The 21331-nt window shown below is 71.1% G+C and carries 20 protein-coding genes and 1 tRNA gene; 12 read left to right on the top strand and 9 right to left on the bottom strand.

Annotated features, from left to right (window positions below):
* Positions 1-5: 5 nt before the first annotated feature.
* Positions 6-647 carry a DUF47 domain-containing protein gene (locus JNK30_RS12865; protein WP_293482673.1) on the top strand — a complete coding sequence of 214 codons (642 nt, stop codon included), beginning with the start codon at positions 6-8 and terminating at the stop codon, positions 645-647.
* Between the two features lie 8 nt (positions 648-655).
* Entirely contained in the window at positions 656-1669 is a 1014-nt protein-coding gene (locus tag JNK30_RS12870) for an inorganic phosphate transporter (protein ID WP_293482675.1), read from the top strand.
* On the opposite strand, the gene pstS is transcribed toward JNK30_RS12870, so the two are convergent.
* On the bottom strand, positions 1666-2703 hold the full coding sequence (gene pstS, locus JNK30_RS12875) for a phosphate ABC transporter substrate-binding protein PstS (RefSeq protein ID WP_293482677.1): 1038 nt from the start codon (positions 2701-2703) through the stop codon (positions 1666-1668). The two genes, JNK30_RS12870 and pstS, sit on opposite strands and share 4 nt — an antisense overlap.
* A gap of 214 nt (positions 2704-2917) precedes the next feature.
* Between pstS and JNK30_RS12880 the strand changes: the two genes are divergently transcribed.
* Both JNK30_RS12880 and JNK30_RS12885 read left to right on the top strand, forming a co-directional pair.
* A complete protein-coding gene (locus JNK30_RS12880; protein ID WP_293482679.1) occupies positions 2918-4498 on the top strand; it encodes a porin in 1581 nt (526 codons plus the stop codon).
* 21 nt (positions 4499-4519) lie between these two features.
* Positions 4520-5014: an RpiB/LacA/LacB family sugar-phosphate isomerase gene (locus JNK30_RS12885; protein ID WP_293482681.1), complete on the top strand. Its 495-nt coding sequence runs from the start codon at positions 4520-4522 to the stop codon at positions 5012-5014.
* 7 nt (positions 5015-5021) lie between these two features.
* Here the strand turns inward: JNK30_RS12885 and rnd are convergent, their stop codons facing one another.
* Positions 5022-6200: a ribonuclease D gene (rnd, locus tag JNK30_RS12890; RefSeq protein ID WP_293482683.1), complete on the bottom strand. Its 1179-nt coding sequence runs from the start codon at positions 6198-6200 to the stop codon at positions 5022-5024.
* Between the two features lie 84 nt (positions 6201-6284).
* Between rnd and purM the strand changes: the two genes are divergently transcribed.
* From purM to JNK30_RS12915, 5 genes are all read left to right on the top strand, one after another.
* Positions 6285-7313: a phosphoribosylformylglycinamidine cyclo-ligase gene (purM, locus tag JNK30_RS12895; RefSeq protein ID WP_293482685.1), complete on the top strand. Its 1029-nt coding sequence runs from the start codon at positions 6285-6287 to the stop codon at positions 7311-7313.
* 722 nt (positions 7314-8035) lie between these two features.
* Positions 8036-8821, top strand: a complete 786-nt coding sequence (locus tag JNK30_RS12900) for a DUF3313 domain-containing protein (protein ID WP_293482687.1) — start codon at positions 8036-8038, stop codon at positions 8819-8821.
* Positions 8822-8861: 40 nt separating this feature from the next.
* Positions 8862-9656, top strand: a complete 795-nt coding sequence (locus JNK30_RS12905) for a hypothetical protein (RefSeq protein WP_293482689.1) — start codon at positions 8862-8864, stop codon at positions 9654-9656.
* 97 nt (positions 9657-9753) lie between these two features.
* The gene (locus tag JNK30_RS12910; protein ID WP_293482691.1) at positions 9754-10179 is read left to right on the top strand and encodes a nuclear transport factor 2 family protein; all 426 of its coding nucleotides are present in this window, start codon (positions 9754-9756) and stop codon (positions 10177-10179) included.
* A 10-nt stretch (positions 10180-10189) separates the two neighbouring features.
* A complete protein-coding gene (locus tag JNK30_RS12915; RefSeq protein WP_293482692.1) occupies positions 10190-10993 on the top strand; it encodes an SDR family NAD(P)-dependent oxidoreductase in 804 nt (267 codons plus the stop codon).
* Between the two features lie 248 nt (positions 10994-11241).
* On the opposite strand, the gene JNK30_RS12920 is transcribed toward JNK30_RS12915, so the two are convergent.
* From JNK30_RS12920 to JNK30_RS12930, 3 genes are read right to left on the bottom strand one after another with little or no spacing between them, the layout of a single operon-like run.
* On the bottom strand, positions 11242-12297 hold the full coding sequence (locus JNK30_RS12920) for a 2-oxoacid:ferredoxin oxidoreductase subunit beta (RefSeq protein WP_293482693.1): 1056 nt from the start codon (positions 12295-12297) through the stop codon (positions 11242-11244).
* Positions 12294-14153, bottom strand: a complete 1860-nt coding sequence (locus JNK30_RS12925) for a 2-oxoacid:acceptor oxidoreductase subunit alpha (protein WP_293482695.1) — start codon at positions 14151-14153, stop codon at positions 12294-12296. The genes JNK30_RS12920 and JNK30_RS12925 overlap by 4 nt, the downstream gene beginning before the upstream one ends.
* Entirely contained in the window at positions 14138-15946 is a 1809-nt protein-coding gene (locus tag JNK30_RS12930) for an FAD-dependent oxidoreductase (RefSeq protein WP_293482697.1), read from the bottom strand. The genes JNK30_RS12925 and JNK30_RS12930 overlap by 16 nt, the downstream gene beginning before the upstream one ends.
* A 337-nt stretch (positions 15947-16283) precedes the next feature.
* Here JNK30_RS12930 and JNK30_RS12935 point away from each other — a divergent pair, with 337 nt between their 5' ends.
* Positions 16284-16460: a hypothetical protein gene (locus JNK30_RS12935; protein WP_293482699.1), complete on the top strand. Its 177-nt coding sequence runs from the start codon at positions 16284-16286 to the stop codon at positions 16458-16460.
* Between the two features lie 164 nt (positions 16461-16624).
* On the opposite strand, the gene tig is transcribed toward JNK30_RS12935, so the two are convergent.
* Positions 16625-17983 carry a trigger factor gene (gene tig / locus JNK30_RS12940; protein ID WP_293482701.1) on the bottom strand — a complete coding sequence of 453 codons (1359 nt, stop codon included), beginning with the start codon at positions 17981-17983 and terminating at the stop codon, positions 16625-16627.
* Positions 17984-18172: 189 nt separating this feature from the next.
* Here tig and JNK30_RS12945 point away from each other — a divergent pair.
* Both JNK30_RS12945 and JNK30_RS12950 read left to right on the top strand, forming a co-directional pair.
* Positions 18173-18257: transfer RNA gene (locus JNK30_RS12945), tRNA-Leu, on the top strand.
* 52 nt (positions 18258-18309) lie between these two features.
* Entirely contained in the window at positions 18310-19539 is a 1230-nt protein-coding gene (locus JNK30_RS12950; RefSeq protein WP_293482703.1) for a glycosyltransferase, read from the top strand.
* A gap of 225 nt (positions 19540-19764) precedes the next feature.
* Here JNK30_RS12950 and JNK30_RS12955 read toward each other — a convergent pair whose 3' ends face one another.
* From JNK30_RS12955 to JNK30_RS12965, 3 genes are read right to left on the bottom strand one after another with little or no spacing between them, the layout of a single operon-like run.
* Positions 19765-20088, bottom strand: a complete 324-nt coding sequence (locus JNK30_RS12955) for a peptidase inhibitor I78 (RefSeq protein ID WP_293482705.1) — start codon at positions 20086-20088, stop codon at positions 19765-19767.
* Positions 20085-20543: a DNA polymerase III subunit chi gene (locus tag JNK30_RS12960; protein WP_293482707.1), complete on the bottom strand. Its 459-nt coding sequence runs from the start codon at positions 20541-20543 to the stop codon at positions 20085-20087. The genes JNK30_RS12955 and JNK30_RS12960 overlap by 4 nt, the downstream gene beginning before the upstream one ends.
* Entirely contained in the window at positions 20536-21234 is a 699-nt protein-coding gene (locus JNK30_RS12965) for a hypothetical protein (RefSeq protein WP_293482709.1), read from the bottom strand. Before JNK30_RS12965 ends, JNK30_RS12960 begins: the two co-directional genes overlap by 8 nt.
* Between the last annotated feature and the right edge of the window lie 97 nt (positions 21235-21331).

The following is a 21331-nucleotide window of genomic DNA, read 5'->3' on the forward strand; positions in this document are numbered from 1 at the left end:
CCTCCGTGAACTGGTTCCAGGCGCTCATGCCCAAGGAGGGCCGGTTCTTCGACCTGTTCGAGAGCCACGCCGCCAAGCTGACGGCCGGCGCGAGCTCGCTTCGCAAGCTCCTCGAGGGCGGCCCGGAGACCCCGACCCATTGCGCGGCCGTGGCCGCCCACGAGGACGCCGCCGACGACGTCGCGCGCGAGGTGATGCTGATGGTCCGGCGGACCTTCATCACGCCGTTCGACCGGGCCGACATCATCGACCTGATCTCCTCGATGGACGACGCCATCGACCAGATGCACAAGACGGCCAAGGCCACCAGCCTGTTCGAGCAGACCACGTTCCAGCCGCACATGCTGCAGCTCGGCGAGCTGATCGAGAGGACGGCGCTCCTGACCGCCGAGGCGGTGCCGCTGCTGCGCACCATGCGTGCGAACGCCGGGCGGCTGAACGAGATCACCGAGCAGGTCCGGCGGCTCGAGGAGGAGAGCGACCACCTCTACGACGCAGGTGTCGCCGCGCTCTACAAGACGATCGGCCGGACCGACCCGATGGCCTACATCGTCGGCGCGGAAATTTACGACCACCTCGAGAAGGTGGTGGACCGGTTCGAGGACGTGGCCAATCGGATCAGCGGCGTGCTGATCGAACATCTCTGAGCCTCGCCATGGACCTCGGCGGAGCCAGCCTGCTCGTCATCTTCCTGATCGGCGTGGCCCTGGCGTTCGATTTCCTGAACGGCCTGCACGACGCCGCCAACTCGATCGCGACGGTCGTGTCGACCCGCGTGCTCTCGCCGCGCGTGGCGGTGGCCTGGGCGGCGTTCTTCAACTTCATCGCCTTCCTGTTCTTCGGCCTCCACGTGGCCAACACGGTCGGCAAAGGCATCATCTCGGCCGACATCGTCTCGGACGCCGTGATCTTCGGGGCCCTCGGCGGCGCGATCAGCTGGAACGTGATCACCTGGCTGGCGGGGATCCCGTCGTCATCGTCCCATGCGCTGATCGGCGGACTGCTCGGCGCGGGGGTCACCAAGGCGGGCCTGGACGGCGTGGTGTGGTCCGGCGTGCTGAAGACGATGGCCGGTATCGTCGTCTCGCCTTCACTGGGCTTCGGGCTGGCCCTCGTGCTCGTCTTCATCGTCACCTGGCTCTTCGTGAAGGCGACGCCGTCGTTCGCGGACGCGACCTTCCGCAAGCTCCAGCTCGTTTCGGCCGCGATGTTCTCGCTGGGCCACGGGGGCAACGACGCCCAGAAGACGATGGGCATCATCGCGGTCCTGCTGTTCAGCCACGGCCATCTCGGGGCGGAGTTCCACGTGCCGTTCTGGGTGGTGATCAGCTGCCAGGCGGCGCTGGGACTCGGCACGCTCTTCGGTGGCTGGCGGATCGTGCACACCATGGGTTCAAAGATCACCCGCCTGTCGCCGCAGCAGGGGTTCTGCGCCGAGACCGGCGGCGCGATCACCATCTTCCTGGCCACGCACATCGGCGTGCCGATCTCGACCACCCACACGATCACCGGCGCCATCGTCGGCGTCGGGGCGTCGCGCCGGATGTCGGCGGTGCGCTGGGGCGTCGCGAGCCGGATCGTCTGGGCCTGGGTCATCACCCTGCCCGCCTCGGGCGTGATCGCCGCGGGCTTCTACCTGCTCGCGCGCCTCGCCGACCGGGCGCTCTAGCGGAGGACCGGGCGGCCGTCCGGCCCGACGATCCGGGACCACGACCTGCGGACCATGTCCTTCACCGCGGCGGGCATCGGCAGGTAGTCGAGCTGCACGGCCGCGGCGTCGCCGTTGCGGTACGCCCAGTCGAAGAAGGCCAGCACCTCGCGCCCCTTGGCCGCGTCCTCCTGCCGGGTCTTCACCAGGATGAACGTCGCGCCGGTGATCGGCCAGGCGCCGGCGCCGGGCTGGTCGAGCAGCAGGAGGTAGAAGCCCGGAGCCGCCTTCCAGTTGGCGTTGGCCGCCGCGGCGCTGAAGTTCGCGGCCGCCGGGGGCACGTACTCGCCCGCCTTGTTCTGCAGGAGCGTCGTGGTGAGACCGTTCTGCTTGGCGAAGGCGTATTCGACGTAGCCGATCGAGCCCGGCGTCTGCTTCACGTAGGCGGCGACGCCGTCATTGCCCTTCCCGCCCAGGCCCGTGGGCCACTTCACGGCGTCGTTGGCGCCGACCTCGCTCGCCCAGCGCGGGGCCTTCATCGCCAGGTACGAGGTGAACAGGAAGGTCGTGCCCGACCCGTCGGACCGGTGGACCACGGTGATGGGGAGGTTCGGGAGCGTGAGGCCGGGATTGTACCTGGCGATCAGCGGATCGTTCCAGCGCTTCACCACGCCCCTGAAGATGTCGGCGGTCAGGGCGCCGGTGAGCTTCAGCTGTCCGGAGCGGACGCCGGGGATGTTGACCACCGGGACCACGCCGCCGATCACCGTGGGGAACATCGAGAAGCCCGCGCTGGCCAGGTCGTCCGGCTTGAGCGGCTTGTCGGTGGCGCCGAAGTCGACCGTTCCGGCCGTGATCTGGCGTATGCCGCCGCCCGAGCCGATGGCCTGGTAGTTGAGTCGCGAGCCGGTCTGGGCGCGGTAGGTCTCCGCCCATTTGGCGTAGATGGGCGCCGGGAAGGTCGCCCCCGCGCCAGAGATGTCGGCGGCCTGGGCGGCCCCCGCCAGGACAAGCGCGGCCGCCGCAACGATCGCTCCGAGATGGCGGTTGAACATGGTGTCACCCCTGCTGCTCCGGGCGGCCCTCGCGCCCGTCCAGCGGGGTGTAGGAGTTCAATGCGAAGACAGCGCGACAGTTGGACGTCAGGTCGGTGACACTGGGAGCGTCACGAATCTGTCGTCATTCCTTTGCCGTTCCGTCGCACACGGGGACTACAGACCGCCTGCTTTCCGCGTCGGCGTACGGCGCGACTCGAGAAGGACCCCGCTCATGACGCCGCTCTCGACCCGCGGGGCCGCCGCTGCGGCGTGCGCTGGACTTCTTCTCTGCGCAGCCTCCGGCCCGGCCATCGCCGCGCCGGCTTCGGCGACCGAGGCGAAGCTCCAGGCCATGCAGCGGCAGCTCGACGACATGCGGGCCCAGCTCGACCAGCTGCGAGCGGGCGGAACGACCGACCCGCGGCTCACGGCGATCCAGCAGCAGCTCGATGCGATGGCGACCCAGCTCGCCGAGATGAAGACCGGGCAGGAGACCGCCGCGACCGACATCGCGACGCTGAAGCTGCCGCCCGCGGCCAATGCGGTCACGGCGTCGCTGTCCAACGGCAAGCCCGCGCTCGCCACCACCGACGGCCGGTTCACCGCCAACATCCGCGCGATCCTGATGATGGACGGCGGCAAGTACTTCCAGGACGACAACCTGCCGGCGACGGTGACCAGCCGGGACCTCAACGAGGGCGTGAACTTCCGCCGCGCGCGCATCGGCTTCGACGGTCGGCTGTTCGGCGACTTCGACTACGCGTTCGTCTACGAGTTCGGCGGCTCCGGCGTCGAGGAGGCCGGTCGGCTCTACGAGGCGTCGGTGACCTACACGGCGCTGAAGCCCTTCCGCCTGAAGGTGGGGGCCTTCGAGCCCAACGTGAACCTGGCGGCCGCCACCTCCACCAGCCAGATGCCGCTGCTGGAGCGGCCGGCGCCCGCCGAGGCCGCGCGCAACGTCGCCGCCGGCGACTCGCGGGTGGCGATCCAGCTCAGCGCCAACGACGCCTTCGGCAGCGAGACCGGCGTGGCGTGGCGGTGGTTCGCGGCGACGGCGTTCACGGGCAACACCCTGGGCGGCGCCCAGCAGTTCGACGAGCAGACCGGCTGGCTGGCCCGGGCCGCCCTCGCGCCGTACAGCGGCGTGGACTGGCAGGCGCACATCGGCGCGAACGTGCAGTACGTGCTGCAGCCGAACGACGCGACGGGTCCCAACGGCGCCGGCCCGCGGTATCCGGTCCAGATCCGCGACCGGCCCGAGCTGCGCCTGGACGGAACGCGGCTGGTGGACACCGGCGCGATCGACGCCGAGGGCGCCCGGGTCTTCGGCGGCGAGGCGGCGCTCCAGATCAAGGGCCTGCTCGTCGAGGCCGAGGCCTTCCGCTACCGGATCGAGCGCCGCGCCAGCGCGCTGCCGGATCCCAGGTTCAAGGGCTGGTACGTCCAGGGCTCGTGGGTGCTGACGGGCGAGACGCGGCCCTACAACGCCACGGAGGCGCGGTTCGACGCCCCGAAGCAGACCTACACCTTCAATCCGGCGGCCGGGACCTGGGGCGCGTTCGAGCTGGCGGCGCGCTACTCGGTGCTGGACCTGAACTTCCGCGAGGGCGTGGCCGGCGCCGTCGGGCCGCTGGGCGCCGTCCGGGGCGGCGAGCAGAAGATCCTCAGCTTCGGGGCGAACTGGTACCTCAATCCGGCGATCCGGCTGATGCTGGACTACCAGCGCGTGGACATCGAGCGGCTGACCGCGGCGGGCGCGCAGGCCGGTCAGGCGTACGACGCCGTCGCCGCGCGGGCGCAGGTGACCTTCTAGGGAACGTGCTAAGGCGGGGCCATGAGAGTCTATTTCGCCTCGGACCATGCCGGCTTCGACACCAAGAACAGTCTGGTAGCCTTCGTCCGCGACGAGCTCGGGCATGAGGTCGAGGACTGTGGCGCGTTCGTGAACGACCCGCAGGACGACTACCCGGAGATCGTCGCCGCGGCGGCCCGGAAACTGGCGGACGACGTGGCGGCGGGACGCGACAGCCGCGCCATCGTGGCCGGCGGCTCGGGCCAGGGCGAGGCCATCGTGGCCAACCGCTTCAAGGGCGTGCGCTGCGCGCTCTACTACGGCGATCCGGGCGCCGAGCAGGTGGACGCCTCGGGGCGGCAGCTCGACATCCTGAGCTCGACGCGGGAGCACAACGACGCCAATGCGCTGTCGCTGGGCCTGCGGTTCCTGACCCTCGAGCAGGCCAAGGCGGCGGTGGCGCGGTGGCTGGCCGCGCCGTTCCCGGGCGAGGCCCGGCATGCCCGCCGAATCGCCCAGATCGACGAGGTTTCCTGAGGCGGCCTCAGCCGGTCGCGGCGGCCCGCGGCGCCCGGCGGACCTCGACCACCCGCACCCGGGCCCCGTCGAGCACCAGCGCCAGCTCGCCGCGCTTCAGCTTCAGGGCGTCGGCGCCGAAGGCCTCCAGGCGCCACCCCTTCAGCGCCGCTACGTCGGCGCCGTCGTCGTTGGCGATCTGCTCCAGGTCGGAGACGGTGGCGATCAGCTTGGAGGCCACGCCGGCCTCCTCGGCCCGGGCCTTCAGCAGCACCTTCAGCAGCTCGACGACCGCGCCGGCCGCCGGCGACGCCTGTTGCCGGGGCTTCTCGACGACCGGGGCGTAGCCCTCGGGGTCGCGCAGGGCCTCGCGGATCGCCGCCACCAGGTCGGGGCCGAAGCGCGAGCCGGAGAAGCCCTTGGGCACCGAGCGCAGGCGGTCCAAGCCGTCGGCGTCGGTCGGGGCCTGGGTGGCGATCTCGTCGATGGCCTCGTCCTTGAGGATCCGGCCGCGCGGCTGGTCGCGCAGCTGCGCCGTGCGCTCGCGCCAGGCGGCGACGGCGCGGTAGATGGCGAGGTACTTGGCGGTGTGCCGGCGCGGGCGCAGGCGCTTCCAGGCGTTCTCGGGCTCCACGTCGTAGTTGGCGGGCGCGGTCAGGTCGGCCATCTCGTCCGTGACCCAGGCGAGGCGCCCTTCCCGCTCCAGCCGCTCGCGCAGCATCGGGTAGAGCCGCGCCAGGTGCGTCACGTCGGCCAGCGCATAGGTGAGCTGGTTGTCGCTGAGCGGCCGCCGGGCCCAGTCGGTGAACCGCGAGCTCTTGTCGAGCTCGATCTTCAGCATCTGGCGGACCAGCGCGTCATAGGCGATCTGCTCGCCGAAGCCGGCCGCCATGCCCGCCACCTGGGTGTCGAACAGCGGCTTCGGCATGGCCTGGAGGTTGTTGAAGATTTCCACGTCCTGCCGCGCGGCGTGGAACACCTTCAGGATCTTCGGGTCGCGCAGGACGTCGAGGAATGGGCCGAGGTCGATCCCCTCGGCGAGCGGGTCGATCACCGCCTCGGCCGAGGGCGCCGCCGCCTGGATCAGGCACAGCTTCGGCCAGTAGGTGGTCTCCCGCATGAACTCGGTGTCCACGGCGACGAACGGCTGGCCCTTGAGCTTGTCGCAAAAGGCCTGGAGTTCCGCAGTGGTGGTGATCGGCGTCATAAATCAGCTATAGCCCCGCGCGCGGCCGACTCCATACCTGGCCGCAACGGGCGCCTCTCTCGCACTTTCAAACCGGGTTCGTAAATGTCCGAACGGCCAAACGGTCTCACGTACGCGCAGGCGGGGGTGTCGATCGACGCCGGCAACGAGCTGGTCGAGCGGATCAAGCCGCTGGCCAAGTCCACGCGGCGGGCCGGATCCGAGCCCTCGCTGGGCGGCTTCGGCGCCCTCTTCGACCTCAGGGCCGCCGGCTACGCCGACCCGCTGCTGGTGACGACCACGGACGGCGTGGGCACCAAGCTGAAGGTCGCCATCGAGACGGGCCTGCACGGCACGGTGGGCGTGGACCTCGTCGGCATGTGCGTCAACGACCTGCTGGCCCAGGGCGCCGAGCCGCTGATGTTCCTGGACTACTACGCCACCGGGAAGCTCGACGTGGACGCGGCCGCGTCCGTGGTGGCGGGCATCGCCGAGGGCTGCCGGCAGGCGGGCTGCGCCCTGGTGGGCGGCGAGACGGCCGAGATGCCGGGGATGTACGCCGAGGGCGACTACGACATGGCCGGCTTCTGCGTGGGCGCCGTCGACCGCGACAAGGTGCTGCCCAGGCTGGGCGACCAGCGTCCGGGCGACGTGCTGGTGGCGCTGGGCTCGTCGGGTCCGCATTCCAACGGCTACTCGCTGATCCGGCGCATCGTCGAGCGCTCGGGACTGGCGTGGGACGCGCCCGCGCCGTTCGCCCATGGCCGCACGATGGCCGAGGCGCTGCTGGAGCCGACGCGCATCTACATCCGCTCGGTGCTGCCGCAGCTCAAGGCCGGCCGGGTGAAGGGCGTCGCCCACATCACAGGCGGCGGGCTGATCGAGAATCCGCCGCGCGCCATCGCCGAGGGCCTCGTCCCCCGCTTCGACTGGAACGCCTGGGCCCTGCCCCCGGTCTTCAACTGGCTACAGCAAGCGGGCGGGGTCGCCGAGCACGAGATGCGCCGCACCTTCAACTGCGGCGTGGGCCTGGTGCTGATCGTGGCGCCGGAAGACCTGCCCGCCGTGCTGGAGGGCCTGATCGCCGCCGGCGAAGAAGCCTTCGTCGCCGGCGAACTGGCTCCCGCCACCTGAGGCGCCGCAGGCGCGGGTCGTCGGAACCGCGGGTTCTCGAGGGTTCGTGGTCCACGAATGAACACGAAGAACACGAATGGCTGCGGAGAGGTCCGGCCGGGGCTTCGGCGTGTCGGCTCGTAGGCCAGAGCCTGAGGTCCGCTGCCGACCCGTTGTAGACCTCGACCCTTGCGCCCCAAGTTCCGTCATCCCGGGCGCAGCGCTCGCCAGAGCGCTGCGACCCGGGACCCAGCCTCTGCGCCCGGAAAGCTGCGCCATGACCGGCGAGACGGTCCGTTGTCGCGAGGCCGTCGTCCTCGAACCGCGCTGAAAGCCGTGCGGCTGGGTCCCGGGTCTCCGCGCTCTTTCGAGCGCTGCGCCCGGGATGACGGGAGTGGGGCGCCTTACCTCCCCCGCGAAGCGGCGGGAGGGGGACCGGTCGCCGAGGCGCAGCCGAAGAGCGACGGGTGGAGGGGGCGAGCGGCCGGCACTGCGGAACGACCAGCCGTGGTTGGCTCAGCGGCGGAGGCTCGCCCCCTCCACCACCCGCTCTCCGGCCCGCTCGCGCCGGCCTCGGCGGGCGGTCCCCCTCCCGCCGTCGCTGCCGCGACGGGGGAGGCAAGAACGCGTTTTGCTCTCCGAGGCCCGCTTGAAATGCGGGGACGTGGGACCACATCGGGGGCCTGGGCGTTGGGGAGCGGCAACCCACGGCGGCCTTGGGCCTCCGGCAGACGCGAGCGCTCATGAAGGTCGTCCTTGCCCTCCCCCTGCTCCTCGTCCTGGCGGCGTGCGCCAGCACGCCCCGGCCGGCCGGACAGCTGTCGTCGTACGACGGCTTGAAGACCCGCGAGGGCGGCCTGCGCACAGGGGTCGCCGAGCGCCGGATCGAAGCGCCGCTGGCGCGCGTGCGGATCGAGCCCACCGTCGTCGCCGAGACCAAGGGCACCGCCTGGCTCTCCGAGGCCGAGCGCGAGCTGCTGATCCGCGAGGCCGACGCCCAGCTCTGCTTCGAGTTCTCGGAGCGGTACGAGATCGTCGAGCCGCCGGCCCCGGCGGACGCCCGGGTGCGGGCCGTGATCACCCGCGTGGCGCCCACCGGTCGCGTGGGCTCGGCGCTCTCGGCCGCCTCGGGCTTCTTCATCCCGGGACCGCTCGGCCTGCGTGTGCCGGGCGCGCTCGGCGGACTGGCGGCCGAGGCCGAGGTGGTCGACGCGCAGGGCCGGCAGCTCGCGGCGCTGGTCTGGACCCGCAACGCCCAGCCCGTCGGCACCGACAACCCCTCGCTGAGCCGCCTGGGCGACGCGCTGCAGTTCATCGAGCCGTTCGCGGACGCCGCGGCGGCCACGGCCACGCCCAAGGGCCACAAGAGCCGCCGGATCGGCGACGACGATCCCTGCAAGGCCTACGGCCCCCGGATCCGCCCCGAAGGCTGGCTGGCGAAGTTCGCCACCGGGCTGTACGTTCCGGCCCTGAGCGGCGCGAAGGCCGACGCCGCGGCGGTGGCGCCGGACAACCCCGAACCCCGATAGGCGTCATGGATCGAGCCTGCCCCGGACGCGTTCCCCGCCCATGAAGCTTCGCCGGATCCTCGTTCCCGCCGCCCTGGCGCTGGCGCTCGCCGCGCCGGCCCTCCAGGCCACCCTCGACCTGGGCCTCTCGGCGTCGGAGTTCGCCGGCGACGGCGAGGCGACCCTGCGGGCGGCGTCCTACGCCTTCGGCATCTGGAGCCTGATCTATGCGGCGCTGGCGGCCTATGCGGTCTGGCAGGCCCTGCCGCGCCAGCGCGACGACCGATGGCTGGACCGCATCGCCGGGCCGGCGGCGATCGCGATCGCGGGCTGCGGGGTCTGGATCATCGTCTCGTCCGCCGACTGGAAATGGACCAGCGTGGCGGTGATCCTCGGCTCCGCGGCGGCCGCGATCACCGCGGTGGCGCGCGGCAGCCGGGACGCGCCGCCTTCTCGGCTGCACCGCTGGCTGGCGCTGTGGCCGCTGGCCCTGCTGGCGGGCTGGCTCACCACCGCCTCGGCGCTCAACCTGCTGACGGTCGCGACGGCGCGCGGCCTGATCGACGCGTCGATCGCGGCGGGCGCCGCGCTGGCCGGCATCCTGGCCGTGGTCGTCACCGCCGCCGCCGTGCTGTGGCGCACCCGCGTGGCGATCTACGGCCTGCCGATCGCCTGGGGCTTGGTCGCCGTGGGCGTCGCGGAGCAGGCCGGCAAGCCGGCGATCTCGATGGCCGCCTTCGGCGCCGCCGGCGTCGTGGCCGTCATGGCCCTGCTGGCGCTGCGGGGACGCGGAGCCTCCAGCCTGCCCCAGGGCTGGAGGCCCACGGCGCCCGCTGAGGCCGCCCCGCCCGCATAGCCGTCGCGCATACGCCCATGCCCCCGGCGCGACGGAGCGCGCTTCGGGCTGCGCGCCGGCACTGGCAGAGTGGATCGGGTGGAGCGGAGGGGAGCCGATGGACAGCCTCGAACGGTTGCTGATCGAACGCGAATGCGAGCGGCTGGTGACGCTGTACTGCCACCTGATCGACCATGGCGAGGCCGCCAAGGTGGGCGACCTGTTCGCCGAAGACGGGGTCTGGGCCTCGGCCGAGCAGACGATGACGGGCCGCGACGGCGTCACCCGGGGCTTCACCAACCGGCAGAACAATACCGGCCGCATGTCGCGCCACATCTGCAACAACCTGCTGATCGACGTGATCGACGAGCACCATGCCCAGGGCGTGGTTTACCTCACCCTGCACCGCCACGACGGCGAGCCGGGACGGCGCACCTCGCCGATCGGCGCGCCGACCCTGGTGGGCGAGTACCGCGACACCTTCGTGAAGACGGCCGACGGGTGGCGCTTCCAGCGCCGCGACGTCACCGCCAACTTCGTCTGAGCGTGCCGGCATGACGGAGGCGCGCATCTTCCGCGAGCGGCACCTGGGCGAGGTGTTCATCGTCACCGGCGCCGGCAGCGGCATCGGGGCGGCTGCGGCCCGGCGGCTGGCGCTGGAGGGCGCGGCCGTGACCGTGGCCGACGTTCGGGGCGCGACCGCACAGGCCGTGGCGGACGAGATCGCGGCGGCGGGAGGCCAGGCCCTGGCGGTCACCTGCGACGTGTCGCGCGAGGCGGACGTGGCCGAGATGGTCCAGGCCAGCCAGGCGCGGTTCGGCAAGCTGTCGGGCCTGTTCGCCAACGCCGGGACGGCCGGGCGCGGCTGGATCCACGAGACGGCCCTGGAGGACTGGCAGCGCGTGCTGTCGGTCAACCTGAACGGGCCGTTCCTGTGCGCCAAGCATGTGCTGCCCCACCTGCTGGCCGCCGGCAAGGGCGTGATCGTGACCACCGGCTCCATCGCCTCGGTGGTGATCGGCGGCGCGGGCTCGGCCGCCAGCTACGCCGCCAGCAAGGGCGGGGTGCTGCAGCTCACCCGGCAGATCGCGGTGGACTATGGCCCGCAGGGGATCCGGGCCGCCTGCGTGTGCCCCGGCGCGGTGCGCAGCAACATGGGCGCGAACGCCAGCGAGGATCGCCAGCGCGACGCCACCCCCGCCAGCACGCCCCTGCCCCGCGCGCCGCACTGGACGCCGATGCAGCGCGCCTCGTCCCCGGACGAGATCGCGGCGGTGGTGTCGTTCCTGCTGTCGGACGAGGCGTCGTTCATCACCGGCAGCGCCGTGTTCGCCGACGGCGGACTGCTGGCGATCTAGGATCCCTGCTCACCATCCGCTCATCCCGGCGAATGCCGGGATCCAGACGGAACGGCTCAGAAGCGGGCTCCAGCGCCTCGGAGCCTCTCCAAGCGTGAGCCGGCGTGTGGGTCCGGGTCCCGGCTTTCGCCGGGACGATCGGAAGCTCTTGGAGCCCCGAGGCGTCGTGCGCGAGCCCTGATCCGCGCGGACGCCGAAGGCGGCCGTCCGTGTTTTCCGTGGTCCCGAGCCGGGCTCTCCGGCCCAGGCTACCTCAGCGACGCGTTGATCCGCTCGAGCGCGGCCTGTCCGGGGACCAGCTCGGCCTCGCCCAGCTGGTTGAGCGGGGTGGCCACGGTTCCCACCGCGTCGTGCAGGTCGCCCGCGGCCGGGTCGACGAACAGCAGGCCGGTGACGATCTGCCCCCTCGCCTGCCGGGCCTGGAGGTAGCCCAGGGCCTGGGCGCGGCTGTTGGGGTTGTAGAGGTCGTTCAGCTTGTGCAGCGACAGGATGGAGCCGTCGTGCTGCTGGACCCGCACCGTCTCGCCCGGGCGGTAGTCGACGTGGATCGGATCGCGCGGGGTGATGACGTCGAGCTTGTTCACCGCCTCGTTGTGCTCGCGCACATAGTCGAAGCTCTTGGTCGAGCCCTGGTGGTTGTTGAACTGCACGCAGGGGCTGATGCAGTCGATGAAGGCGGCGCCCTTGTGGGCGAGGCCGGCCTTGATCAGCGGGACCAGCTGCTCCTTGTCGCCCGAGAACGAGCGGGCCACGAAGGTGGCGCCCATCTGCAGCGCCAGGCTCACCATGTCGATGCCGGCGTCGGTGTTGACGACCCCCCGCTTGGACTTCGAGCCGCGGTCGGAGGTGGCCGAGAACTGGCCCTTGGTGAGGCCGTACACGCCGTTGTTCTCGACGATGTAGAGCATGTTCACGCCGCGCCGGATGGCGTGGGCGAACTGGCCGAGGCCGATGGAGGCGGAGTCGCCGTCGCCCGAGACGCCCAGGTAGATGAGGTCGCGGTTGGCCAGGTTGGCGCCGGTCAGCACCGAGGGCATGCGGCCGTGGACGGTGTTGAAGCCGTGGGAGTTGCCCAGGAAGTAGTCCGGCGTCTTCGACGAGCAGCCGATGCCCGAGAGCTTGGCCACGCGGTGCGGCGGCAGCTCGAGCTCGAAGCAGGCCTGGATGATGGACGCCGAGATGGAGTCGTGGCCGCAGCCGGCGCAGAGAGTCGAGACCGAGCCCTCGTAGTCGCGGCGCGTGTAGCCCAGGCCGTTGGTGGGCAGCTTGGGGTGATGCAGCTGGGGCTTGAGGATGTAGGTCATTCGGCGGCCTCGATCTGGCCCACGGCCATGCGGCTGGCGATGGCGCCGGCGATGAACCGCGCCGTGATCGGCGTGCCGTCGTAGTGCAGCACGGAGACCAGCTTGGCCGGGTCGACGTCGCCCTCGGTCATCAGCAGGGTGCGCAGCTGGGCGTCGCGGTTCTGCTCCACGAGGAACACGCGGTCGTGGCTCTCGATGAAGCTCATGACCTCGTCGGCGAAGGGGAAGGCGCGGATGCGCAGGGCGTCGAGGCGGCGGCCCTGGGCCTCCAGCATCTCCAGCGCCTCGTCCATGGCCGGGGTGGTGGAGCCGAAGTAGATGACGCCGTCGCGGGTCTGGCCCTTGGCGCGCCGCAGGATGGGCGCCGGCGCGAGCGACTTCGCCGTCTCGAACTTGCGGAGCAGGCGCTCCATGTTATCGACGTAGACCGCGCCCTCCTCGGAGTAGCGCGCGTACGGGTTCCGCGACGTGCCGCGGGTGAAGTAGCCGCCCTTGGTGGGGTGGGTTCCGGGGTAGGTCCGGTACGGGATGCCGTCGCCGTCCACCTCCTTGTAGCGGCCGAAATCGGCGCCCGCGTCCAGCATCTCGGCGGTCATGACCTTGCCGCGGTCGAGCTTGCGGCTGTCGTCCCACTGGAAGGGTTTCGTCAGCCACTCGTTCATGCCGATGTCGAGGTCGAGCATCACGAAGACGGTGGTCTGCAGGCGGTCGGCCAGGTCGAACGCGAGGGCGCCCATCTCGAAGCACTCGCCCGGGTCGGCGGGGAGCAGCATCGGGTGCTTGCTGTCGCCGTGGCCGGCGTAGGCCGCGGCCAGGAGGTCGGCCTGCTGGGTGCGGGTAGGCATGCCCGTGGAGGGCCCGCCGCGCTGGACGTCGAAGATCACCGCCGGGATCTCCGCGAAGTAGCTGAGGCCGATGAACTCGGTCATCAGGCTGACGCCCGGGCCCGAGGTGGCGGTGAAGGCGCGGCAGCCGTTCCAGCCGGCGCCGACGACGATGCCGATCGAGGCGATCTCGTCCTCGGCCTGGACGATGGCGTAGCGCGACTTGCCGGTGTCGGGGTCGACCCGCAGCTCCTGGCAGTAGGCGGTGAACGCCTCGGCCAGCGAGGTCGACGGCGTGATCGGGTACCAGGCGCAGACGGTGGCCCCGCCGTAGACCGCGCCCAGGGCGGCGGCCTGGTTGCCTTCGACGTAGATGCGGTCGCCGACGCCGTCGGCGCGGCGGACCTGCAGGGGCAGCGGCGCCAGCTGCTTCTGCACGTACGAGAGGCCCATGTGCAGGGCCTCGATGTTGGCCTTGATCAGCCGGTCCTTGCCGGCGAAGTCGTCGCGGATGAGGCTCTCGACCGCCTCGGCTTCGATGCCAAGAAGTCCCGCCAACGCCCCGACATATATGATGTTCTTGAATAGCTGACGCTCGCGCGGCAGCTCATAGGCCTCGTTGCACATAGCCGTTAGCGGCACGCCGACGACGGTGATGTCGTCGCGGAAGCGGCTGGGCGGAATCGGCTTGGTGGAGTCGTAGAACAGGAAGCCGCCGGGCTCGATCTCGGCCACGTCGCGGTCCCAGGTCTGCGGGTTCATGGCGACCATCAGGTCGACGCCGCCGCGGCGGCCCAGGTGGCCGGCCTCGGTGATCCGCACCTCGTACCAGGTGGGCAGGCCCTGGATGTTCGACGGGAAGATGTTGCGCGCCGCCACCGGCACGCCCATGCGCATCACCGAGCGGGCGAACATGCCGTTGGCGCTGGCCGAGCCCGATCCGTTGACGTTGGCGAACTTCACGACGAAGTCGTTGATCCGCGCCCCCTTCTGGGCGGCAAGGGCCTGCTGCGAGGCTACCGGCTCAGGCATTGCGGCCCCGCGTGCGTCATCTCGAGATAGAACTTCTGCATGTCCCAGGCGCCGGTCGGGCACCGCTCGGCGCAGAGGCCGCAGTGCAGGCAGACGTCCTCGTCCTTGGCCATCACGCGCCCGGTGCCGGGCAGCTTGCCCGAGACGTAGAGGTCCTGCGTCAGGTTGAGCGCGGGCGCCTTCAGCCGTCCGCGCAGGTCGGCCTCGCCCTCGGCGCTTTCGGCGGCGTCCTCGGTGAAGGTGATGCAGTCCATGGGACAGATGTCGACGCAGGCGTCGCACTCAATGCACAGCTTGTCGGCGAAGACGGTCTGCACGTCGCAGTTCAGGCAGCGCTGGGCTTCCTTCAGGCCCAGTTCGCGGTCGAAGCCCAGCTCGACCTCGAGGCGCACGTCCGACAGCGCCTCCTTCTTGTCGCGCATCGGCACGCGGTAGCGGTTGTCGTTGGAGACGTCGTTGTCGTAGCTCCACTCGTGAATGCCCATCTTCTGGCTCACGAGCGTGGCGCCGGGCGGCGGGCGGACGGCGACGTCCTCGCCGTGGCAGAACTTGTGGATCGAGACGGCGGCCTCGTGGCCGTGCGCCACGGCCCAGATGATGTTCTTGGGCCCGAAGGCCGCGTCGCCGCCGAAGAAGACATTGGGCAGGGTGGACTGGAAGGTGGCGGGGTCGACCTTGGGCATATGCCACTCGTCGAACTCCAGGCCGATGTCGTCCTCGATCCAGGGGAAGGCGTTCTCCTGGCCCACGGCCACCAGCACGTCGTCGCAGGGGTAGTGCTCGTCGGGCTCGCCCGTGGGCATGAGCTTGCGGCGGCCCTTCTCGTCGAACACGGCCTCGACCACCTCGAAGACCACGCCGGTGAGCCGGCCGTCCTCGTGGGTGAAGGCCTTGGGCACCCGCATGTTGATGATCGGGATGTCCTCGTGCATCGCGTCCTCCTTCTCCCAGGGGGACGCCTTCATCTCCTCGAAGCCCGAGCGCACGATCACCTTCACGTCCTCGCCGCCGAGGCGGCGGGAGGTGCGGCAGCAGTCCATGGCGGTGTTGCCGCCGCCCAGCACGATGACGCGCCGGCCGATGCGGTCGATGTGGCCGAACGAGACGTTCGACAGCCAGTCGATGCCGATATGGATGTTGGCCGCCGCCTCCTGGCGGCCGGGGATGTCGAGGTCGCGGCCGCGCGGCGCGCCCGAGCCCACGAACACGGCGTCGTAGCCGTCGGCCAGCAGGGCCTTCAGGCTGTCGACCCGCTGCCCCAGGCGCATGTCGATGCCGCCGAGGCCGGTGATGTAGCCCACCTCCTCGTCGATCACCTCCTCGGGCAGGCGGAAGCGGGGGATCTGGCTTCGGATCATGCCCGCCGACTTGGACTCGCCGTCGAAGACCGTGATCTCGTAACCCAGCGGGGCCAGGTCGCGGGCCACGGTGAGGGACGCGGGGCCTGCGCCGACCAGGGCGATGCGCTTGCCGTTGGGCGCGGCGGCCGGCGGCGGCAGGCGCGCGGTGATGTCGGGCTTGTTGTCGGCGGCCACCCGCTTGAGCCGGCAGATGGCCACCGGCTCGTCCTCGACCCGGCCGCGGCGGCAGGCCGGCTCGCAGGGGCGATCGCACGTGCGTCCCAGGACGCCCGGGAAGACGTTGGACTTCCAGTTGATCATGTAGGCGTCGCCGTAGCGGCCTTCGGCGATCAGGCGGATGTATTCGGGGACCGGCGTATGGGCCGGACAGGCCCACTGGCAATCGACGACCTTGTGGAAATAGTCGGCGCCAGGCTCACGCGTGCGCTGCAAAACTCGCTTCCTTCCTGGAGCGCTCTACTCCCGGAGACGCGAAGTCATCCCCTGCCCCCGCAGGGTTGGCCCCGCCGCCCCGACGCGGCGCTGAGGGTTCCAAGGTAGGCCCTGCACGCTGGGTAAGCCAACCGATTCCCTTGCGGGCTATCGCTTTTCTGCGTCTTGCCGCACCGGACGGCGCCGACGGCCGCGGCGGCGTGGGCAGGATCTTCCAACGGAACTGTGATCGGCGCGGCCGAGGTGGAAGGCCATGGACCTCCTGGCGCTCAGCATAGGTAAATGATACCTTAAGAGCGGGAGAGGCCCCGCCGCGGCGGGATGAGGGAGGTGTCCCATGGACATGCCGGTCGAACGCGTGCCCGAAGCGCCGATGAACCCCGACCTGGACGACGTGATGGCGGCCCTGTCGCCGCTGGACCCGCAGGAGTCGCTCGACCTGCACCGCGCCATCAACGAACGGCGGGCGTCGATCGAGAACGCCGAGCTGCTGCGGCGCCTGCGGTCGCTGTAGGACGTCGGGGCCCGCCCCGCCAGACCAGGACCCATAGACTCCGCGTCACAAGCCGGCCGCCGCCATCGCCGCTGCGTCGTCACAGGGCTTCGGCGCGTATGGATCCCGGTCTTCGCCTGGCGGCGAGACCGGGATGACGGCGCGGAGGACAGGCGTGGAGGAGGTTAGCCCTCGTAGCCTTCCGGCAGGTCGTCTTCCTTCAGGAGCTCGTCCTTCGAGACGGCCTTGTCGTCGACCTTGGCCTTCGAGACGATCAGGTCGACCACCTTGTCCTCGAAGATCGGCGCACGCAGCTGGGCCTGGGCGTTCTGGTTCTCGCGCAGCAGGTTGAACACCTGCTGGGCCTGGGCGCCGTACTTCATGGCCTCGCGGCGGATGGCCTCGGCCAGTTCCTGCTCGGTGACGGTGACGTTGTTGGCGCGGCCGATCTCGGCCAGGACGAGGCCCAGGCGCACGCGGCGCTCGGCGATGCGGCGGTATTCCTTCTCGAGCTGCTCTTCAGTCTTCTTGGCGTCGTCCTCGGGAAGCTCGCCGGCCTCCTTGTCCTGCTGCACCTGCTGCCAGATCGCGGCGAACTCGGCCTCGACCATCTTGGGCGGAAGCGGGAAGTCGTGCTTCTCGTCGAGCTGGTCCAGGAGCGCCCGCTTCAGCTTGAAGCGCGAGGCGCCGGCGTACTGCTGCTCGAGATTGCCCTTCACCAGCTCCTTCAGCTTCTCGAGGTTCTCGACGCCCAGGCGCTCGGCCAGCGCGTCGTCGGCGGCGGAGTCCACCGGCGCGCGGACCTCCTTCACCTTGGTCTCGAACTCGGCGTCCTTGCCCGCCAGATTGGCGGCCTGGTACTCGGCGGGGAACGTCACCTTCACGGTCAGCTCGCTGTCCGGCTTGGCGCCGATCAGCTGGTCCTCGAAGCCGGGAATGAACTGGCCCGAACCCAGCACGAGCGGGACGTCCTCGGCCGTGCCGCCCTCGAAGGCCTCGCCGTCGATACGGCCTATGAAGTCGATGACGACCTGGTCGCCCTCCTTGGCCTTCACCGACTTGCCGGTGCGAGGCTCATAGGTGCGGTTCTGCTTGGCGAGGTCGGCGATCGCCTCGTCCACCTCGGCGTCGGTGGGCGTGTAGACGGGCTTCGACAGGCTGAGCGTCGCCGCGTCCACCGGCTGGAAGTCCGGCATGATGTCGATGGCGAGCTCGTAGGCGAGGTCCGCCTTGCCGTCCATGACCGCCTCGATGTCGCCCTCGGGCTTGAGGTCGGGGTCGCTCGCGGGGCGCAGGTTGTTGTCGTCCAGCACCTTCTGGGTGGTTTCCGTCAGCGCCTGCTGGACGACCTCGCTCATCAGCGCCTTGCCGTAGAGCCGCCGCACATGGGCCGGCGGCACCTTGCCGGGCCGGAAGCCCTTGATGTTGAGCGTCGGGGTGATCTCGGCGATGCGCGTCTCGAGGCGCTCGGCCAGATCCTTCTGCGGCACCGTGACGCCGTAGACGCGGCTCAGGCCTTCACCAGACTTCTCAACGATCTGCATCGACATCTTCAGCTTCCCGGACCGCGCGCGGCGTCGCGCCGTGTCCGCCCTTTCACGTCAAACGGGAGTAGCCGCCGAAGAGGCCCCGGCGGCGCGAAGGCGCCCTTATGTCACGGCGTGCGGGCGGGTGAAAGCCCCCTGCCCCTTGACGCCGACCGCCCGGCCCGCAATGGCAGGCGCGGCCTCCACGCGGATGTGGCGGAATTGGTAGACGCACTGGATTTAGGTTCCAGCGCCGAAAGGCGTGGAGGTTCGACTCCTCTCATCCGCACCACGCCCAGGCGTGCGGGGTGACAGCCGCGGCGGCGGCGCGGTAAAGCCGCGCCATGCCGTCGGGCGTCCTCTTCGTGCACAACAACTTCCCGGGCCAGTTCCGGGACCTGGCCGAGACCCTGGCGGCGCGCGGCGTTCGGACGCTGGCGATCGGCCAGGATCACGCCCGCGGCCTGCCGCCGACGCGGATCGCCCGCTATTCGCTGCCACGCGGCACCACGCCGGGCATCTTCCCGCTGGCGGTTCGCGCTGAGGCTGACCTCCTGCGGGGACGAATGGCCTACGACGCGGCGAAGGCGCTGCGCGCCGAAGGGTGGGACCCGCAGGTGATCGTGGGGCACCCCGGCTGGGGCGAGATGACGTTCCTGTCCGAGGTCTTCCCGGCGGCCCGCCAGATCGGCTTCGCCGAGTTCTGGTATCACGGCCGCGGCTACGACGTGGGCTTCGACACCGAGTGGTTCCCGGTCGAGGAGGAGCAGGCGCTGCGGGTGCGGGCGAAGAACCCGGTCATGGCGCTGAGCTACGCCGGCTGCGACGCCATCGTGGCGCCCACCCCGTTCCAGGCGAACGCCCTGCCGCCCGTGTTCCGCGAGCGCGCCCGCGTGATCCACGAGGGCGTCGACGTGGAGCAGATCCGCCCGGGGCCGGCGGAGCCCTTCGCCCTGGACGACGGGCGCGTGATCGCGCCGGGCACGCCGGTGATCACCCACGTGAACAACCACATGGAGCCGCTGCGGGGCCTGCACATCCTCGCCCGGGCCCTGCCCCGGCTGCTGGCGGAGGTTCCCGACGCGCAGGTGATCATCATCGGAGAGACCGCGGACCGCCCCTATGGCGGCTCCCCGCCGGACGGCCGCACCTGGAAGGAGGTCTGCTTCGACGGCGTCCCCTACGATCCCGCGCGGGTCCACTTCCTGGGCCGCGTGCCGCACGCCCGGATGCTGGCGGCGCTGCGGCTGGGGGCGGCGCACGTCTACTACACATACCCCTTCGTCCTCTCCTGGTCGCTGGCCGAGGCGATGGCGAGCGGCTGCTACGTGATCGGGTCGGACACCGCGCCGTTGCACGACGCCGTGGAGGACGGGGTGAACGGAACCCTGCTGCCGTTCTTCGACGTGGCGGCGCTGTCAGAGGCGATGATCGCGGCGTGCCGCCAGCCGCAGGCGTTCGCGGGGCTGCGCGCGGCCGCCCGGGCGACGGCGGTCGAGAAGTTCGACCGGACGAAGGGGCGCGAGGCCTGGCTGGCGCTGCTGCGGGCGTTCGGGGTGGAAATCCCGGGGTAGCGGGGGCCGTGGGGCGCCACGCGCCCCAGACAACCAACCGTCATCCCCCGGCTTGTCCGGGGGAGCCACAGGGCTGGGCGCCGGACCGTCGCGCGCCGAGGGCCGCCACAAAGTCACAGCCCAGTGGGTGGCCCGGACGAGCCGGGCCATGACGGGTTTGTTCGCGGGCTCCGGGAAGACAATCCACCGTCACATGACGGGGGGCTCCGGAAAGGCCCTCGGGGCCTAGCCGCAGCGGACTTCCTTGATGAGGCCCGTGCCGGCGTCGAAGAAGAAGTTCAGGCGCTCGGCGTTGTAGTCCATCGTGACCGGGCAGGTGGTGCAGGCGACACGCTGGCGGTTCGGGTCCAGCGGCACGGGGACCTCGCTGCGCGGCCGGCCGACCAGGTGCTGGTGCTGGCGGGCGCCGCAGGTGTCGGGCGGCGGGGGCGGCGCCGGCGCGGAACTCGCCGGCGGTGGCGGAGCGGGCGGCGGCGGCGACGCCGGCGGCGGGGACGTCGAGCATCCCGCGAGCCCCAGAACGACCGTCGCCAGCGCCAACCGCTTCATGCCTGCTTCTCCCAGCCCCGGGCCTGCTGCTTCCAGTAGGACACCGGATGCCCCTTCGCCTTCGCGGACCGGAACTGCGCCCTCGCCGCCTCGAGCTGGGCCTGGTCGGCTCCGTCGAAGATGACGATGCAGCGCTGGTAGCCCGCGAGGTCGCCGGGTTCGGCGCCGTCGACGAGGAACAACGCATCGGCGGCGTTGGGGTTGTCGGCGCGCGTGGTGAGCAGGATCGGCTGGCGCGCGGCGTTGGGCTCGTCGGCCGGCGCGTGGGGCAGGAAGCTCTCGTCCCGGTAGCTCCAGAGCCAACCGTCCAGGTGGTCGATGCGCTCGGAGGCGGACGAGCGGACGATGGCCTTCCAGCCGCGCTGCAGCGTCTTCTCCAGCAGCTCGGGCAGGGCCTGGTCGAGGCCCGTGCGCTCGAGATGGTAGAACCAGACCTCGCAGGGCGCGTCAGCCATCACGGCCCTCCAGGCGCGCGGCAAGGCTCTCGATGGCGCCGGCGACGGCCTCGGCGTGGGTCAGCATGGCCAGATGATGCAGCGGAAGCCGCACCACGGGCCAGCCCCTGCGCATCGAGATCTGCGCTTCCTCGACGTAGGCCCCCGAGAGCTGCAGGTAGGCGGCCGGAACGGCCAGCTCCAGCTCGGGCGCGAGTTCCTCGAAGTAGCCGACCGGGATGGGCTCCAGTTCCCCGATCAGCGCCTCGCGGAGATCGGTGTCAGGGACCAGCTTCGCCAGCGCGCCCGGCGGCCACCACTGGTCCCACGCCGGAAGCCGGCCCTCGACGGCGCCCGCCAGCAGCTGGGCCGCCAGGGCCGGCGGCGCGGTGTCGAACCACGAGAGCCCCGGGTGCGGCAGGATGGCGTCGCAGTAGATGACGCCCCTCACCTGCCCGCGGGCCAGGGCCGCCACCGAGGGCATGAGCGCGCCGGCGCCCGAATGCGCCACGACGATCGCCGGTGGACCCGCGCCCAGGCTGGCGGCCATGCTGTTGGCCAGCGCCGCGTAGCCGTCGGCGCCCAGAGTCGAGAGCCGCGGCCAGGCCGGCGCCTCCGCCGCCGCTCCGCGCCCGGCAAGGATGGCCGCGACCCGCCGCCACGACAGCGGCCCCAGCAGCGGGCTGTGCAGAAGGACGAGGCGGGTGGTCATCTAGCGAGCGCCGCGCTCCGACGTGCTCGCACCGTCACGTCATCCCGCGGCTTGTCCGCGGGACCCATTGTTCCGCTTGCACGACGCCCGTCGTCGT

It is taken from the genome of Phenylobacterium sp. (assembly GCF_016793225.1).
Taxonomy (GTDB): domain Bacteria; phylum Pseudomonadota; class Alphaproteobacteria; order Caulobacterales; family Caulobacteraceae; genus Phenylobacterium.

What these genes read in the sequence shown, in the direction of transcription:
- JNK30_RS12925 (WP_293482695.1), bottom strand. Translation starts at nt 14,153, where the DNA reads ATGCCTGAGCCGGTAGCCTCGCAGCAGGCCCTTGCCGCCCAGAAGGGG.
- pstS (WP_293482677.1), bottom strand. Translation starts at nt 2,703, where the DNA reads ATGTTCAACCGCCATCTCGGAGCGATCGTTGCGGCGGCCGCGCTTGTC.
- JNK30_RS12920 (WP_293482693.1), bottom strand. Translation starts at nt 12,297, where the DNA reads ATGACCTACATCCTCAAGCCCCAGCTGCATCACCCCAAGCTGCCCACC.
- JNK30_RS12950 (WP_293482703.1), top strand. Translation starts at nt 18,310, where the DNA reads ATGCCGTCGGGCGTCCTCTTCGTGCACAACAACTTCCCGGGCCAGTTC.
- JNK30_RS12905 (WP_293482689.1), top strand. Translation starts at nt 8,862, where the DNA reads ATGAAGCTTCGCCGGATCCTCGTTCCCGCCGCCCTGGCGCTGGCGCTC.
- JNK30_RS12870 (WP_293482675.1), top strand. Translation starts at nt 656, where the DNA reads ATGGACCTCGGCGGAGCCAGCCTGCTCGTCATCTTCCTGATCGGCGTG.
- JNK30_RS12885 (WP_293482681.1), top strand. Translation starts at nt 4,520, where the DNA reads ATGAGAGTCTATTTCGCCTCGGACCATGCCGGCTTCGACACCAAGAAC.
- JNK30_RS12935 (WP_293482699.1), top strand. Translation starts at nt 16,284, where the DNA reads ATGGACATGCCGGTCGAACGCGTGCCCGAAGCGCCGATGAACCCCGAC.
- JNK30_RS12910 (WP_293482691.1), top strand. Translation starts at nt 9,754, where the DNA reads ATGGACAGCCTCGAACGGTTGCTGATCGAACGCGAATGCGAGCGGCTG.
- JNK30_RS12960 (WP_293482707.1), bottom strand. Translation starts at nt 20,543, where the DNA reads ATGGCTGACGCGCCCTGCGAGGTCTGGTTCTACCATCTCGAGCGCACG.
- JNK30_RS12965 (WP_293482709.1), bottom strand. Translation starts at nt 21,234, where the DNA reads ATGACCACCCGCCTCGTCCTTCTGCACAGCCCGCTGCTGGGGCCGCTG.
- purM (WP_293482685.1), top strand. Translation starts at nt 6,285, where the DNA reads ATGTCCGAACGGCCAAACGGTCTCACGTACGCGCAGGCGGGGGTGTCG.
- JNK30_RS12880 (WP_293482679.1), top strand. Translation starts at nt 2,918, where the DNA reads ATGACGCCGCTCTCGACCCGCGGGGCCGCCGCTGCGGCGTGCGCTGGA.
- rnd (WP_293482683.1), bottom strand. Translation starts at nt 6,200, where the DNA reads ATGACGCCGATCACCACCACTGCGGAACTCCAGGCCTTTTGCGACAAG.
- JNK30_RS12900 (WP_293482687.1), top strand. Translation starts at nt 8,036, where the DNA reads ATGAAGGTCGTCCTTGCCCTCCCCCTGCTCCTCGTCCTGGCGGCGTGC.
- JNK30_RS12955 (WP_293482705.1), bottom strand. Translation starts at nt 20,088, where the DNA reads ATGAAGCGGTTGGCGCTGGCGACGGTCGTTCTGGGGCTCGCGGGATGC.
- JNK30_RS12915 (WP_293482692.1), top strand. Translation starts at nt 10,190, where the DNA reads ATGACGGAGGCGCGCATCTTCCGCGAGCGGCACCTGGGCGAGGTGTTC.
- tig (WP_293482701.1), bottom strand. Translation starts at nt 17,983, where the DNA reads ATGCAGATCGTTGAGAAGTCTGGTGAAGGCCTGAGCCGCGTCTACGGC.